The 14562-nt window shown below is 68.4% G+C and carries 9 protein-coding genes; 7 read left to right on the top strand and 2 right to left on the bottom strand.

What is annotated here, in order from left to right; translation table 11 throughout:
* Positions 1–82: 82 nt before the first annotated feature.
* From BIX52_RS19875 to bfr, 3 genes are all read left to right on the top strand, one after another.
* Positions 83–3379 (top strand): glycosyltransferase family 2 protein, encoded by a 3297-nt coding sequence (locus BIX52_RS19875; RefSeq protein ID WP_075222855.1) that lies wholly within the window; start codon positions 83–85, stop codon positions 3377–3379.
* 609 nt (positions 3380–3988) lie between these two features.
* Positions 3989–4264 (top strand): (2Fe-2S)-binding protein, encoded by a 276-nt coding sequence (locus BIX52_RS19880; RefSeq protein ID WP_075222856.1) that lies wholly within the window; start codon positions 3989–3991, stop codon positions 4262–4264.
* 156 nt (positions 4265–4420) lie between these two features.
* On the top strand, positions 4421–4906 hold the full coding sequence (gene bfr, locus BIX52_RS19885; protein ID WP_075222857.1) for a bacterioferritin: 486 nt from the start codon (positions 4421–4423) through the stop codon (positions 4904–4906).
* Between the two features lie 276 nt (positions 4907–5182).
* Here bfr and BIX52_RS19890 read toward each other — a convergent pair whose 3' ends face one another.
* Entirely contained in the window at positions 5183–6553 is a 1371-nt protein-coding gene (locus BIX52_RS19890) for a UDP-glucose dehydrogenase family protein (protein WP_075222858.1), read from the bottom strand.
* A gap of 300 nt (positions 6554–6853) precedes the next feature.
* Between BIX52_RS19890 and cuyA the strand changes: the two genes are divergently transcribed.
* Positions 6854–7873, top strand: a complete 1020-nt coding sequence (cuyA, locus tag BIX52_RS19895) for a D-cysteate sulfo-lyase (protein WP_075222859.1) — start codon at positions 6854–6856, stop codon at positions 7871–7873.
* Between the two features lie 381 nt (positions 7874–8254).
* Here cuyA and BIX52_RS19900 read toward each other — a convergent pair whose 3' ends face one another.
* The gene (locus BIX52_RS19900) at positions 8255–9595 is read right to left on the bottom strand and encodes a hypothetical protein (protein ID WP_075222860.1); all 1341 of its coding nucleotides are present in this window, start codon (positions 9593–9595) and stop codon (positions 8255–8257) included.
* Positions 9596–10064: 469 nt separating this feature from the next.
* Here BIX52_RS19900 and repA point away from each other — a divergent pair, with 469 nt between their 5' ends.
* The 3 genes from repA to BIX52_RS19915 all read left to right on the top strand — a co-directional run bounded on the left by repA (position 10065) and on the right by BIX52_RS19915 (position 14518).
* Entirely contained in the window at positions 10065–11315 is a 1251-nt protein-coding gene (gene repA, locus BIX52_RS19905; RefSeq protein ID WP_075222882.1) for a plasmid partitioning protein RepA, read from the top strand.
* A 217-nt stretch (positions 11316–11532) separates the two neighbouring features.
* The gene (gene repB, locus BIX52_RS19910) at positions 11533–12636 is read left to right on the top strand and encodes a plasmid partitioning protein RepB (RefSeq protein ID WP_083660576.1); all 1104 of its coding nucleotides are present in this window, start codon (positions 11533–11535) and stop codon (positions 12634–12636) included.
* Positions 12637–13291: 655 nt separating this feature from the next.
* Positions 13292–14518: a sialidase family protein gene (locus BIX52_RS19915; RefSeq protein WP_075222861.1), complete on the top strand. Its 1227-nt coding sequence runs from the start codon at positions 13292–13294 to the stop codon at positions 14516–14518.
* The last annotated feature ends 44 nt before the right edge of the window (positions 14519–14562 follow it).

Genomic DNA, 14562 nt, shown 5'->3' on the forward strand with positions numbered 1-14562 from the left:
GCCCGGAGGAGCAGAGGCCATAGGGGCAGAGCCCACAGGAGCAGAAGGAGAGACCCGGACGAAGGAGAGGGCACAGGCCACAATGACGGCGAACGGCGGCAGAGGGCCGGACGACGTGCTGGACGCCGTGCCGGGCGGGGCATTCGGCGAGGCCTTCCCCGAGGCGCCGGGCGAGGTGGTGACGATCGACGACGTGCTGATGCGCTTCGGCGGCGAGGACACGCTGCTCGGCATCGTCGACCTCGTGCGCCGCGCCCCCTCCCCCAACGCGGTGGCGGCGATCCGGCGCGAGCTCGCCCGGCGCATCGGCGCCGGCAAGGACGGCCCCACCTACCGCGCCTTCGACGCGCTCCTCGGCTATCAGTCCGGCGCGGTGAAGGTCGAGGCTCTGGTGGAGGCCCTCTCGGCGAGCGTCAGGGCCGACCCTTCCGCCTACCCGCCTTACAACGTGCTGGACTATGCCGGAACGCGGCTTCCTTCGGTGCACACGCCCGCCTTCAGGGCGCTGATGCTGGAGGCGGCGGCGCGCAATCCGGAGCTTGCCGTCGGCGCCCCGGTCTGGGCCGGCCCGCGGGAACGTCCGGCCGCCTTCGCCCTCCTCCTCGGCCACGCCAAGGCGGACGGGCTGACGCCGCGTGTGGCGATGGCGCTCCTGCGCCTCGCCCGGCTGGTCTCGGACGGGCACTTCCGCACCGCCTTCCACCACCTGTGGCACATGCTGCCTCCCGCCTCTGCCACGAGCCCGGTCGGCGCCGTCTCTGCCGAAGCCGCCGCCCACGAGGATGCACCGGCGGGCCTCGTGGTGGAGGCGATGGGCCTCGCCCTCCTGGAAGCCGGCCAGCACGAGGGCGATCTCGCTGCCCTCCTCTTCGCCGCCCGCGACGCCCGTCACGGGACTGATGCGGCGCTCACCTATGCCTGCGCGCTCATCGACACCCGCTGCGAGCGGCTGGAGGCCGCCGCCCGCGCCTTCAGGCGCCTGACCGGCGATCCCGTCTTCGGCCCGCGCGCCGCCACCGAGGCGAGCCGCATCGACCTCCTCCTTCTGGAGCGCGAGCTCGCCAAAGCCTCGCCCCGGCGCCAGCGCACCGAGCTCGCCGCCATGCTGCAGCGCGTCGCCGCCGCCGGCGCCCCGGTACCCCGGAGCCTTGCCGTGCATCTGGCCGACATCGCCCTCTCGGCCGAGCGGCTCGACGTGCTCGCCCTCCTGAAGACCATGGCGGAGCGCACCGAAGGCGGCGCCGAAGCCCTCGCCGGCGCCGTCGCCGAAGAGATCCACGCCGGCTTCGGCCACCCCGCCATCGCGGACGAGGCGCTGCCGGCGGGCGTCGCGACCCGCGTGCGGCTGATGGCCGAGGCGCTGCGCCGGGCCGGGCGCGGCCACGCCGCCTTCATGCTGCAGAGCCTCCTCGGCGCGCCGGACGGGGCACAGGACCCCATCGCCGCGCTCGACTTCTATTTCGCCGCCGTCGGCGCGGGCGACCTGATGGGCGGCCGCCCCGGCCTTGCCGAAGTCACCCGCCTTTATGCCGACCGCCTGAAGGACGCCGCCTGGCCGCAGAGCACGGCCGGCCTGCCCTGGCCCTACTACGCCCTCACCGGCCTGTCGGACGCGCTGCCGGATCGCGCTCTGCCAGAGAGCGCTCTACCAGATCGCGCTTTGTCGGAGAGCGCTTCGGGATGGCCGAAGATCTCGATCATCGTCCCGTCATTCAACCAGCGCCAATATGTCGAGGAGACGATCCTCTCGATCGTCAACCAGAACTATCCGAACCTCGAAATCATCGTCTTCGACGCCGGCTCCACCGACGGCACGCTGGACGTCTTCGAGCGCTACAAGAGCCACTTCGACGTCTTCGTGGTGGAGCCGGACAAAGGCCAGTCGGACGCCATCAACAAGGGCATGAGCCGGGCCACCGGCGACCTCCTCTACTGGCTCAACACCGACGACATGCTGGCACCCGGCGCCCTCCACGCGATCGGCCGCACCTACGCCGAAACCGGCTCCGACATCATCGCCGGCTACTGCATCGAGACCTCCAACCGCATGATGCGGCTCCTCAACCTGCCCCAGGCCGAGGAGCGCGACTTCACCCCCGAAGACATCACCGACCTCTTCGGGCGCTGGCTGAAGGGCGACTATTTCTACCAGCCCGAGGTGATGTTCACCCGCTCCATCTGGGAGAAGGCGGGCGGCAAGGTGCGGCTCGACGCCCACTATGCGATGGACTTCGAGTTCTGGCTGCGCTGCACCAAGCTCGGCGCCACCTATACCCGCGTGCGCGCCCCCATCGCCTTCTTCAGAAAGCACGCCGAGCAGAAGACCGACGACCTGCCCGACTGCATCGACGAGCAGGCCGGCCTCATCCTGGAAAACGGCTTCGCCGAGACGCTGCCCGCCCGCACGGCCGCCGTCCGCCGCCTCGCCCGCCGCTTCGCCACCTCCGGCAAGCGCGTCGCCGTCGTCTCCAAGCGCTACGCGAAGATCTTCGCCGCCAACGTCCACACCGAGCTCGACACCCACGAGACGCGCTACCAGGTCGAGTTCTTCGACAGCCCCGAGGCCTTCGACCCGAGACAGGTCGATCTCATTATCAACCTGTGCCACGTGCTGGGCGACTATTCGGACACCCTGCGCTACCGCCACCGCGGTTTCGCCGGGCCGATCGTCGGCTGGTTCTGGGACAACCATCACACCTATTTCGAGAACGCCCACACCGCGCGCGTGCTCGACTTCGTGTGTCCGAGCCACGTCCTCTTCGCCGATTATCTGAGGAACCGGGATGCGGTCTCGCTGGACGCGGTGCCGCTCTGCGTCACCCAGTGGACGGCGCGCAATGCGAGGACGCTCTACCGCCGCTTCGGCGGCGGCGCGCGCGACGAGCGGCTCTATGGCGGCTTCGTGCGCTACAACATGGGCTCGAAGCGCAACCAGCTCGTGCTGGACCTCATCGGGACCGACGCGCCGCACGCGCTCTATCTGCTCGACGAGATGAATCTGGCGCCTTATTTCGGCAAGAGCGCCGGCGAGCGCTTCGCCGACTGGTGCGGCTACAAGACATCGCTGTGCCTGCCGCTGCGCAACGACCTCTCCCAGCGCTTCTTCGACGCCTGGCTGACCGGACAGATCCCCGTGGTGCCACGCGGCCTCGTCCCGGCGCTGGAGTTCTTGGGGGCGGACGCGTTGGAGCGGCACGTCGCGGTGTTCGAGGACTATACGCCCGCCGCCGTCCACGCCGCCCACGCCGAGGCGCTGGCGAAATGGAACGCAGCCGGCCAGGACGGGGCGGACGCGCGCCACGCTTTGGCACGCGACCACCACATGTTCGCCAACCGGGTGAGCGAGATCATCGACAAGGTGCTGGCCGCGGCCGAATGAGGCGGGGCCGGTCGAGGCGGGCTGGCGGGTGAGGCGGGAAGGGGGCTCGGGTCCCTCCAAAAAACAGGGGGGCCGCCTGCTTTTCGAAGCCCGCCATCGCCGCGGCACGCCCTGACGCAGACGGGCCCGGAGCGCAAGGGCCGCTGCGCTTGAACCCTTGCACCCCGAACCCGCCCGCGTCCTGACGGCCTTGCGACGGCAGGCTCCGAAAAACAGGCTCCGCAGACCCCCGGCTTGGACCGCTGCGCCGGCGCTGGCGGGAGCGCCGCGGCGGCAGGATGTCGCCGGGCTGGCGGTGGTGTGCCCTCCCCCCTCGGAGCGGCCGCGCTTCACACCCCGCACCGGCGGACGGGGGCGATCCATATTTTCCCTGATGCCGCAACGGGATGCGGGGGATCCGGCCGACGCGTCAGATATGCCAGATTAAAACTGTTCCAATACAAGACTTCGTACTGTAGAAGTGTTCCAAATCCATAGTTATTGCAAGGACTTGATCGTTCTTCCGGGGCGCATTACACCTCCTCTACCGCACAGGATCGAGGCAACGGGACCCGGCTGCATCAACCCGCCGGACCAGCCCGTCTTCGAGACCATCGCCGCGGCGCCGGGGTGATCATGATCGTCTGCCACTGCAACATCATCAAACGGAACGACATCCGCGAGGCCGTGCACGCGATCCTCGCCGCCGATCCGTCCGGCCGGCTCGAACCCCAATACATCTACCGCGAGCTCCAGAAGCGCGGACGCTGCTGCTCCTGCTTCCCCCTCGTCGCCTCCATCGTCGACGAAATGCTCGCCGAAGCCATGACCCTCGTCGACAGCCCCGCCCTCTCCGGCTCCACCGCCTCGACCAAGCGCGTCGCCGCCGGCACGTCACGCGGCTGAACAGCCCCCTCTTCGCCGCCTTCTGCGCTCCGGCCCCTCTCCCCGTCCGGGACCTGGGTAGATTAGACTTGTTCTAAGTCAAAAAATTGTTGACGCTCCTGGTCCAAAACGGCACACCAAGCCGCGACACCGACCAACGCGCACGAGGGGCACGTCATGAAGGGCAATCCGAAGGTTATCGAACGCCTCAACCAGGCACTCTTCCTGGAACTGGGCGCGGTCAACCAATATTGGTTGCACTACCGCCTGTGCGAGGATTGGGGCCTCGGCAAACTCGCCGACAAGGAACGCGCCGAGTCCATCGAAGAAATGCACCATGCCGACAAGCTCGTGCAGCGCATCATCTTCCTGGAAGGCCATCCCAACCTGCAGACCGTCGCACCCCTGCGCATCGGCACCAACGTCAAAGAGGTGCTCGAAGCCGATCTCGCCGGTGAATATGAAGCGCAGAGGACCTACGCCGAATCCCGCGAGATCTGCGACGCCGAACGCGACTACGTCTCCAAAGAGCTGTTCGACAAGCTGCTGGAAGACGAGGAAGGCCACATCGACTTCCTCGAGACCCAGCTCGAACTCCTCAACAAGATCGGCGAAGAGCGCTACATGCTCCTGAACGCCAAATCCGCCGACGAGGCCGAGTAAGACCGCCGGCGCGACCGGGACGGGCCCACGGCCATCCGGTCACGCCCGCCGCCATACGGAGCGGCCCGACAAAGCGGACAAACGAAAGGGACGCCGAGGCGTCCCTTTTTCATGTCCGGCCGATGGTTGGCAGATGGCAACGCACCCGGAGACGGGAGAGTTGGACAGTGAGAGTTGGACGGGGACGGAAGACGAACGCCCCCTCCCCTGCCGCACCCCGGGTGACGGCCTTCGGCGATCCCCCGCGGTGAACGTCTCCCGCGCGGGGCGTCTGCCTCAGTGGCGTGCGCCGCGGGCGCCGATGTCGGTCACGCTCGCCGTCAGCGCGATGCCCGAACCCGCTTCGGGCCGGCCGATCGACACGTAGGAGAGCCCCGCCCTCTCCGCCTCCTCGCGGCGGTAGATGTTGCGCAGGTCGACCAGCAGCTTGTCCGCCAGCGCACCCGCCATCGCCTTCAGGTCCAGCGCGCGGAACTGGTCCCACTCGGTCAGGATCACCGCGAGATCCGCCCCGGCGAGACAGTCCTGCACGCTCTCGGCATAAGTGAGGCCGGTGAGGTGCTTCTTCGCCTCGTTCATGCCTTCCGGGTCGAAGGCGCGCACCGTGGCCCCCGCCTTCATCAGCGCCGGCACCACGACGAGGCTCGGCGCATCGCGCATGTCGTCGGTGTTGGACTTGAAGGTGAGGCCGAGCACCGCCACCGTCTTGCCCGCCAGCGAGCCGCCCGCCGCACGGGTGACCACCTCCGCCATGCGCGCCTTGCGCCGGTCGTTGGCGGCGATCACCGTGTCGACGATCGTCACCGGCGAGGCCGCCTGATGCGCCGTCTTGGAGAGCGCCAGCGTGTCCTTGGGGAAGCACGACCCGCCATAGCCCGGACCCGCGTTCAGGAATTTGCCGCCGATGCGCTTGTCGAGGCCGATCCCCTTGGCGACCTCCTGCACGTTCGCCCCCACCACGTCGCACAGATCGGCGATCTCGTTGATGAAGGCGATCTTCGTCGCCAGGAAGGCGTTGGCGGCATATTTGGTGAGCTCGGCGGTGCGCCGGTTCATCGTCACCACCGGCGTCTCGTTGAGGAAGAGCGGCCGGTAGAGCTCCTTCAGCGCCGTGAAGGCCCGCTCGCTCTCGGCCCCCACCACCACGCGGTCGGGGATCTTGAAGTCGCGGATCGCCGCGCCCTCACGCAGGAATTCCGGGTTGGAGGCGACGTCGAACTCGGCGTCCGGCGCGACGCCGCGGATGATCGCCTCCACCTCGTCCCCCGTCCCCACCGGCACCGTCGACTTGGTGACGATCACCGTATAGCCGGTGATCAGCCGGCCGATCTCCTCGGCGGCGGCATAGACATAAGTGAGGTCGGCATGGCCGTCGCCGCGCCGGGTCGGCGTGCCGACGGCGAGGAAGACGACGTCCGCCTCCGCCACCGCCTTCGCCGCATCCGTCGCGAAGGACAGCCGCCCGGCCTTCACGTTGGTCTCCACCAGGGTGTCGAGGCCCGGCTCGTAGATCGGCATGACGTTGTTTTCGAGCGCCTCGATCTTCGAGGCGTCCTTGTCGATGCAGGTGACATCGTGGCCGAAGTCGGCAAAGCAGGCGCCGGACACGAGCCCGACATATCCCGTCCCGATCATGACGACGCGCATGGCAATCCCCGAATTGACGGCGGCAGGACCTATACCGCCTTAACATTCATGCTTCCGCAATGACCGACAGGCGCATTTGACGCAAGTCCGCATGGGCCGCTGCACGCGATCGTTTACCCGCTATGACTCCAGCGATGTAGGGTTGCGCACACAGCGCGCCTGTGCGTTCCGGCAGGACGCCGGAAGAGGCCTGTTCGAAGGGCCGGCATACGAATGCATTTGCTCCCGGCGCCCCTTTTGCCGACGATGCGGCCCCCTTCACGGCCATCAGATCGCCGCGACCAACGGACAGTCCCGCCCATGCACCTCGCCCGCTTCCCGCGCCTTCACCTTGCCCACCTGCCGACCCCGCTGGAGCCGATGGACCGCCTGTCGAAGGCCCTCGGCGGCCCGCGCCTCTTCATCAAGCGCGACGACTGCACCGGCATGTCCACCGGCGGCAACAAGACCCGCAAGCTGGAATTCCTGATGGGCGAGGCCGAGGCGCTGGGCGCCGACACGGTGATCACCCAGGGCGCCACCCAGTCCAACCACGTGCGCCAGACCGCCGCCTTCTGCGCCCGCCTCGGCCTCGACTGCCACGCCGTGCTGGAGGACCGCACAGGCATTCCCGGCCCCGACTACAACGACAACGGCAACGTCCTCCTCGACCATCTGCACGGCGCAACGCTCAGTCACGTTCCGGGCGGCAGCGACATGAACGCCGCCATGGAGGAGGTCGCGGCGCGCCTGAAGGCGGCCGGAAAGCGACCCTACATCATTCCGGGCGGCGGCTCGAACCCGGTCGGCGCGCTCGGCTACGCCAATTGCGCGCTGGAGCTGGTGCACCAGGCCAACGAGAGGAGCCTTGCCGTCGGCCTGATCGTCCACGCGACGGGAAGCGCCGGGACCCAGGCCGGTCTCGTCGCGGGTCTCCATGCGATCAACGCGCAGATCCCTCTCCTCGGCATCGGTGTCAGAGCGCCGCGGGCCAAGCAGGAGGAGAACGTCTTCGCCCTGGCGCAGGCGACCGCGGAGAAGATCGGCGCCCCGCCGGTCCCCCGCGAGATGGTGGTGGCCAACACCGATTATGTCGGCGAGGGCTACGGCATTCCCAATGCCGGCACCATCGAGGCGATCGAGATGTTCGCCCAGTTGGAGGGGATTTTGCTCGACCCGGTCTATTCGGGGAAGGGTGCGGCGGGGTTGATCGACCTCGTGCGTCGCGGGGTCATCGGCAAGGAGGAGACGGTGGTGTTCGTCCACACCGGCGGCTCGGCCGGGCTGTTCGGCTACCGCACCGCCTTCGCCGGGGCGGACACCACCGCGAAGGCGGCGTAGGGGGCAGCCGACAACCGGGGCGGCGGCGTTGTCACCTGACAACCGGGTGGCGTCGTTGTCACCTGACAACCGGGTGGCGGCGTTGGCACCTGCCAACCGGGGCGGCGGCGTTGGCACCTGACAACCGGGGCGGCGGCGTTGTCACCTGACAACCGGGGCGGCGGCGTTGTCACCTGACAACCGGGCGGCGGCGTTGTCACCTGCCAACCGGGGCGGCGGCGTTGTCACCTGCCAACCGGGCGACGGCGTTGTCACCTGACAACCGGGGCGGCGCCGTTGTCGGCTGACAACCGGGCGGCGGCGTTGTCGGCTGACAACCGGGTGGCGGCGTTGTCACCTGACAACTGGGCGGCGGCGTTGCCGGTGGTGACGGCGCGGCCCTCAGAGGGCCCAGAGGGGGTCGAAGCGGGTGGCCTCCGCGGCCGCATCGGCGAACCCCTCGGCGGCGATCAAGGAGAGCGGGCCGTCCTCCACACCGGCGCCGCCGCGCTCCACGTCGACCGTCCCGGCCTCGGTGTCGATGACGAAAGAATAGAGCCCGTTCGGCCCTTGGAAGCCGCCCGCGCGCGGGAAATAGAACTGGGTGGTGACGAGCAATTCACCGTCGAAATGCTCAGGCGTCTCGAACCAGCGCACCGGGGCGCGCCCGAACAGAGGCGGCACGTCCAAGATCGCCTCCTCGGCCCACGTCGCGCCGCCGTCCTCGCTCTTCAGAACCACCAGGGTGCCGGCCTCGTAGTCGTCATAGGTCATGTAGAGGTCGCCGTTCGCATCGGCGCTCATCTGCACCGAGGTGACGTGGACGCCGACGCTGGCGGCCGGCGTCGCCCCCTCGCTCCACAGCCCGGTTTCGCCGTCATAATGGAGAAGATTGATGGTGTTGCTCTGGGTGACGGCGGCCATGATGATGTCGCCGTCCACGCTGGTGGTGGAGAAGTGGCTGGCATAAAGACCGAGGGCACCTTCGGAATCGATCTCCTCATAGGTGAAGCCGCCTTCGTTGGGGTCGAAGACGATCCAGTAGGTGTGGTCCGGGTTCACGTAGAGGACGCCGAAGCCGTCCGGCGTCTGAAGAGCGCGCAGCGAGCCGACGTCGGCCTCGGTGTCGAGCTCGTCGAAGGTGACCCAGTTCTGGCCGCTATTGCTGGCGGCGAGGACACCGCGCACGCCCTCTTCGGTGCTGACATTGTAGGCCACGAGGAGCGCCCCGTTGGCCCCCTCGGCGATGGTCGGGTTGGTGATCGCGGCGTCGATCCCGCCTTCCACGACCTCTGATGTGGCGGTGGTGCGCCAGCGCATGTCCTGCGCGTCGTAGGTCATCTCGCGGTAGGTGATGCCGCCCTCGTCGTTGACGAAGACCATGTGCATGGCGTCTTCGCCGGCGACGAGGCGCACGTCGGAGGAGGAGTCCGGCGCAGCGCCCCGAATGCGCGCGGAGACGTCCCAGCTCTCCCCGTTGTCGGTGCTGGTGAGGATGGTGATGCGCCTGTCGCCGGCGAGGTTGACGACGAGGTGCATCTCGCCCCCCGACGTTTCGACGATGTGGTCCTGCATGCGCGAGACGATCATCTTGGGCGCATTGCGGGTGAGACTGGGCAGGATGAGCCCTTCGCCGATGATGGCGCCCTCGCTCTGCAAAAGGCCGGGGGCGGAGGTGCCGAGCCCGCTGCGCTCGGGGCTCCCGCGTTCGAGGCTGCTCGTCTCACGCTCAAACAGGGGCATCGCCGGTCTCCTTGGTGGGGAAGGACGGGAAGTGGCTGTGTCTGCGCTCGATCGAGTCCTGGATGTCTATGGGAGGCGGCGCAGACCTTGAGTTGATGTGAAGGCGTTCATGCAATCTGTATGAAATTAATGCCAATCACAATTCATTCGGCGCCTCTTCGAACCTCCTCCGGCGCCCCGTCCGTGCGTCTTCGCCGCCTGTCGATCGTCGCGGCGGGGGCCGGACCGGTGCGGCACGGGCGCTGCGGTTAACCTCGCCTTAGCCCTCACGGCCGATAGAATGGCTCACGCAACCGGGAGGCGGTGGCGTGGATCGGTGTGAACGGACGGGTCGGCGCAAAACGGCGCTGCGACGCGTGAGCGCCAGGCCCCGTGCCAGGCCGCCGCGTCAGGCGCCGGCACGCCATCCGCATCACGCCACGCGACAGGTGGCACGACAGGCGGCACGGCAAGCATCATGGCGGGCACGATGACAGGCGCAGCAGGCACTTTCACAGGCTCCGGGCTCCACGCGGGCGGGCCGGTCGGGTTCGCGACCATCGCCGGGGACGCGGCGACCTTGAGCGCGCAGATCGCGCGGTTGCGGGCGCAGATCTTCCAGCCCGACCTCACCAAGACGTTGCGCCCCTTCACCAGCCAGGAGGCGGCCAAGCTGCTCGGCGTCACCGATTCCTATCTGCGCCACATGGCGCGGGGAGGGGAGGGGCCGGAGCCCTCGCGCCTGCCGGGCAACCGCCACGCCTACAGCCTTTCCCAGGTGGAGGAGCTGCGCACCTATCTGGCGCGCAAGGGCGGGGCGAAGTCGCGGGTGATCCTGCCGGGGCGCCCGGCCGGGGAGCCGGCGCAGATCGTCGCCGTGGCCAACTTCAAGGGCGGCTCGGGCAAGACGACGACGACGGTTCACCTCGCCCAGCACCTCGCCATGCGCGGCTTCAGGGTGCTGGCGGTCGACCTCGACCCGCAGGCCTCGCTGTCGTCGCTGTTCGGCTACCAGCCGGAGGCGGACGTGTCCTCGGGCGAGACGCTCTACGGGGCGATCCGCTACGACGCGCCGCGCCCGGTCGAGGAGGTCATCCGGCGGACCTATTTCCCGAACCTCGACCTCGTGCCGGGCAATCTGGAGCTGCACGAGTTCGAGCACGAGACGCCACGCGCCTTGATGGAGAGGGGGACGCGGGAGATTCCCTTCTATAGCCGCGTCGCCACGGCGCTGCGGTCGGTGCAGATGGACTACGACGTCGTCCTGATCGACTGCCCGCCGCAGCTCGGTTTTCTGACGCTGGGTGCGCTCTGCGCGGCGTCGGGCGTTCTCGTGACGGTGCATCCGCAGATGCTGGACATCGCCTCGATGAGCCAGTTTCTCAACATGACCGCGGATCTGATGGACGTGGTGCGGCGGGCGGGCGCCAACGTGGAGCTCGACTTCTTCCGCTATGTGCTGACGCGCTATGAGCCGAAGGACGGGCCGCAGGCGCAGGTGGCGGGTTTCCTGCGCTCCTTGTTCGGCGAGCGGGTGCTGACCAACGCGATGGTGAAGTCGACCGCGCTGGCCGATGCGGGGCTTTCCAAGCAGACCCTTTACGAGGTCGGGCGGGAAGGGATGACCCGCTCCACCTACGACCGTGCGCTGGAGTCGCTGGATGCGGTGAACGGCGAGATCGAGGGGCTGATCCGCGCCGTGTGGGAGGAGCGCCGCGCGCCGGCGGAGGCGGCCGAATGAGGGCGCGGGCGGACGTCCGGCGTCCCCGGTTGTCAGCTGACAACCCGCATGCGGCGGCTCCCCTTCATCAGGCGGCTTCTCGGCATCAGGCGGTCCCCCCTCATCAAGCGGCCACCCAGCATCAGGTTGCTTTCGGACGCTCATCCGGCGGCCGGGCGGTTTCTCCCCGCGGCATCCGGACGAGGGGCGCCTGTGGCATCTGGAGGAGGAGAGAGCGATGACCAAGCGCCGTCTGGCCATGGAGCGTCTTCTCCACGTCGCCCCTGCGGGGGAGGCGCCCGGTGCGCCCTCGGCGATGCACCCCGCAGCGCCGCTTCACGCGGGATCGCCGCATTCGGGAGCCGCACCGTCCGGGTCCATGCCGTCCGGAGCCATGCACGCGGGGGCCATGCACGCGGGAGCGATGCATTCAGGTCCGGTGCGCTCGGGTGCGGTGCGCACGATGGGGCTGGCGCTCGACAGGCTGACCGATCCGGCGGCGGCGCTGGAAAGCGTCATCGAGATCGAGACTGGGCTGATCGACCCGTCTTTCGTGCGCGACAGGCTGGACGATCCGGATCCGTCTTCGGGCAGCGCGGAGGCGGCGGACGATGATCCGACAGGCATCGAGGCGCTGGCGAGGAGCATTGCCGAGGGCGGGCAGGCGGTGCCGATCCTGGTGCGGCCGCATCCGGACGATGCGGGGCGTTATCAGATCGCCTACGGGCACCGGCGCTGGCGGGCGTGCCGGATGCTGGGGCGTCCGGTCAGGGCGATCGTGCGTCCGCTGGGCGACGAGGATCTGGTTCTGGCGCAGGGGCGGGAGAACAACGCCCGGCGCGATCTGACCTTCATCGAGCGCGCTCATTTCGCGGCGGCTCTGGTGGGGCGGGGGATGGCGCGTCCCGTGGCGGGCAAGGCGCTGGGGGTCGACAAGTCGGAGCTGGCGCGGCTGCTCGCCGTCGCGGGCGGGTTGCCGGAGGGGTTGGCGCTGCTGATCGGCAGGGCGCCGAAGGCGGGGCGGCCGCGCTGGCTGCGTCTGGTGGAGTTGATCAAGGCCGATGCGGGGGGCGCGGAGGCGGCGCTCACGGCGGCGGCGGCGTCGTCTCATCTGGCAAGTGACGCGCGCTTCAAGGCGGTGTTCGAGGTGCTGACGGCGCGTCAGCGGGCAGCGGGTCCGTTGTTGCGGGCGCCGGCGGCGGATCCGGCTCCGGTGGAGGTGGCGCACAAGGCGGGGCACACGGTGATCACCATCGACACGGCGAGGGCGCCGGAGTTCGGTGTCTTCGTGGCGGGTCAGATGGAGGCTCTCTACCGCCGTTTCCGCACCGGCAAGAGCTGAGGCCGTCTCCGGCGGCCATCTCTCCGATGGCCCCCTTTGGGGTCCACTCCGATGCCCCCCTCTCGACGGCCTTTCCGGACCGCCACGGCCGCGCGTCGCGGGCTTTCGTGGCACGGCGTTTCGGCTTTCCTGCGCCACGGCACGGGGGTGCCTGGTGTCTGTTCCTCGGAGCCGCCCTCGCTGATGCCCGTCAGCGCCGGGCGGCGGCGGGCTGCAAGGGTTCAAGCGCAGCGGCCCTTGCGGCCTGGCGGCGGCCGGTGCAGGGCCAATCAGCGAGGGTGGCACCGAGGGACAGACGCCACCTGTTCCTTGGAGGGTCCCGAGCCTCTTCTCGTCACAGCGACGCGCGGGGGCGATGGTCTCGCCCCCGGCGATCAAATCCTCGAACCGATCCCTGGCCCGATCACACGGATCGAACCACCAGGTTTTGTGCGCCATGGGTCAGCTTATTCAAACATTCGAGGCGCTTAGCCGGCACACACGGGTTCAGGCTCAGGGATTCAAATGTTTGGCCCGATCCACTGGTTAGCTAACCGAGTTGTGAGATAAATAGATTTGCGCATGCCGCGGCGGCGTGATTGCAGATAGTCGTCAGAAGCCAGATCGGCCGGTGGCGGGACTGCCCGCCCCCGCCCGCCAGGACCAGGAGACATGGATGCCCCTCTTCGCGCGTGAGTCCAGTGACCGCAGCCTGTTCAGCCGCGGGCCGTCGCAGAACGAAGGGCCGGTCGTCGACCAGGGCATCCTCATCCCCTCGCTGACGCGCAACGTGCCGCGCATGCTGGTGTCGCGCATGCAGGATCACATGGTGGAGACGTCGAACGGCGACATTCACATGGTGGTCAATCTGGGTGGCGACCGCAGCATCGTCATTCTGACCAGCACCGACGACGGCGACAGCTGGTCGATCTCCAACCGCTATCCGGACGCGGCCACCAACTCGTCCTCCGACGTGCGCCTGATCCCCGGCGAGGACACCATGCTGATGGTGTACGTCAACGAGAATGGCGGCATCACCTACAACGAGCTGACCTACAACGAGGACAACACGCGCTGGCGCGTCACGGAGACGTCGGAGGTGGTGGCGTCGGGTCTGGATCCGGCCTCGACCAATCCGACGATCGCGCAGGGCGGCAACGGGGCGTTGCTGGTGGCCTACAACATCAACACCGACGACGGTGTGCGCGGTGTTCTGGCCGGCAGCACCAACGGCCAGAACTGGGTGCTGTTCGACGAGCTGGACAGCGAGGCGAGCGCGGGCTCGCTGCGTGCGGTCGGCACCGGGGACGGTTTCGGCGTCATCTATGTGACGGCCGAGCACACCTATTGGATCGAGTTCGAGGACGGCGCCTTCACCTTCGAGGAGATCGCCGACGAGGGTGCGGTCGGCATCTATGCCAGCCACTTCACCACGACGACGGTGGGGGAGGACATCTTCTTCGCCGGAGTGGGCGAGGATCTGGCGCTCAACTTCATGCATTATGACGGGGCGAGCGACACCTGGTCCGAGGCGGAGGTTCCGTCCGGGGCGGGGGTCGACATCGGCGATGTCAGCTCGGTGCAGCTCAGCGCCGATGCGGACGGCGACCTCTTCCTCACCTATGACGACTACGACACCGGCCTCATCCACATCATCACCAGCGACGACGAGGGCGAGACCTGGTCGGACGTGGCGACGCTGGACGTGCCGGACTTCCTGCGCAGCGACCCGGCCCGTTTCGAGGCGCCGGAGCATTTTGACGGTGATCTGGTGGTTGCCTATCAGTTCGCCTTCCCGCTCGCCAACGGTCTGACGGGGCTTTATTATTTCGTGGTCGACACCGAGACGGACACGGTGACGACGGGCATTGCTCCGGAAGGCACGGATCTCGCTCTTCTCTGAGCGGCGGGCGGCTCCCGCGCATCTTCGGCGGCTTCATCGTTGAA

The organism is Acuticoccus yangtzensis, from assembly GCF_001927245.1.
In the GTDB taxonomy this organism is placed as follows: Bacteria; Pseudomonadota; Alphaproteobacteria; order Rhizobiales; family Amorphaceae; genus Acuticoccus; species Acuticoccus yangtzensis.

Coding starts and splice junctions, on each gene's coding strand:
- BIX52_RS19875 (WP_075222855.1), top strand. CDS start 83: ATGACGGCGAACGGCGGCAGAGGGCCGGACGACGTGCTGGACGCCGTG.
- bfr (WP_075222857.1), top strand. CDS start 4,421: ATGAAGGGCAATCCGAAGGTTATCGAACGCCTCAACCAGGCACTCTTC.
- BIX52_RS19890 (WP_075222858.1), bottom strand. CDS start 6,553: ATGCGCGTCGTCATGATCGGGACGGGATATGTCGGGCTCGTGTCCGGC.
- cuyA (WP_075222859.1), top strand. CDS start 6,854: ATGCACCTCGCCCGCTTCCCGCGCCTTCACCTTGCCCACCTGCCGACC.
- BIX52_RS19900 (WP_075222860.1), bottom strand. CDS start 9,595: ATGCCCCTGTTTGAGCGTGAGACGAGCAGCCTCGAACGCGGGAGCCCC.
- repA (WP_075222882.1), top strand. CDS start 10,065: ATGACAGGCGCAGCAGGCACTTTCACAGGCTCCGGGCTCCACGCGGGC.
- repB (WP_083660576.1), top strand. CDS start 11,533: ATGACCAAGCGCCGTCTGGCCATGGAGCGTCTTCTCCACGTCGCCCCT.
- BIX52_RS19915 (WP_075222861.1), top strand. CDS start 13,292: ATGCCCCTCTTCGCGCGTGAGTCCAGTGACCGCAGCCTGTTCAGCCGC.